At 64.2% G+C, this 629-nt stretch carries 2 protein-coding genes; both read right to left on the bottom strand.

The window, feature by feature from the left end:
• On the bottom strand, positions 1-353 hold a 353-nt coding region (locus tag J9611_RS21520; protein ID WP_211883355.1), incomplete at its 3' end, for a hypothetical protein.
• 85 nt (positions 354-438) lie between these two features.
• A partial coding sequence (locus J9611_RS21515) for an HNH endonuclease (protein ID WP_211883353.1) occupies positions 439-629 on the bottom strand: 191 nt, incomplete at its 5' end.

Raw genomic sequence — 629 nt, 5'->3', positions numbered from 1 at the left:
CCGCCCCACCGCGACAGCACCCCATCCACCGGCCCCACCTCCCGGGCCAGCGCAACACCATCCGGTATCACCTTCAGCGAACGCAAATACGCGAACAACGGCGCCACCGCCCCCGACGACGACATCTCCGTGTGATCGGACCGGCGGACGATGAGGAACCGCTCAACCGTTGCCGCATCCACATCCGACGGATCCACCGCCTCCGCCGCAAGCCAACGACTCAGATGCTTCAGCAGGTTCAACCGCAGCACCACCGACCCCGGGGCGTAACCCAGCCCGGCCAGATAACCGGCGAACCCCTCAGCGCAGCCTGCCAACGGGCCGGGCCCGGTCCCTCTCAGCACATCAACCATGACGCTTTCCTTTCCCAATCAGGAAAGACCAGCGTGCACCCCGGCCCGGATTATGCCGATAAAAAACAGGAAAAACCCCGCCAAATCAGGCTGCCCGGAGCAACATCGGCATAATCCGGACATCGGAATAATGCAGTTTATGCCGACATCGGCATAATGAGCAGAGGATCGTGCCGTTGTCGGTGCTGGTGGACCCGCCGCGGGACCAGTAGCTGATGTGGTGGGCCTCGCACCAGGGCGCGGGGATGGTGCAGCCGGGGAAGGCGCAGCCCTGGT

This window comes from Pseudarthrobacter albicanus, assembly GCF_018224015.1.
GTDB lineage: Bacteria > Actinomycetota > Actinomycetes > Actinomycetales > Micrococcaceae > Arthrobacter > Arthrobacter albicanus.
Note: the sequence above shows the minus strand (reverse complement) of the source record. Positions and strands in the feature narration are given on the sequence as shown.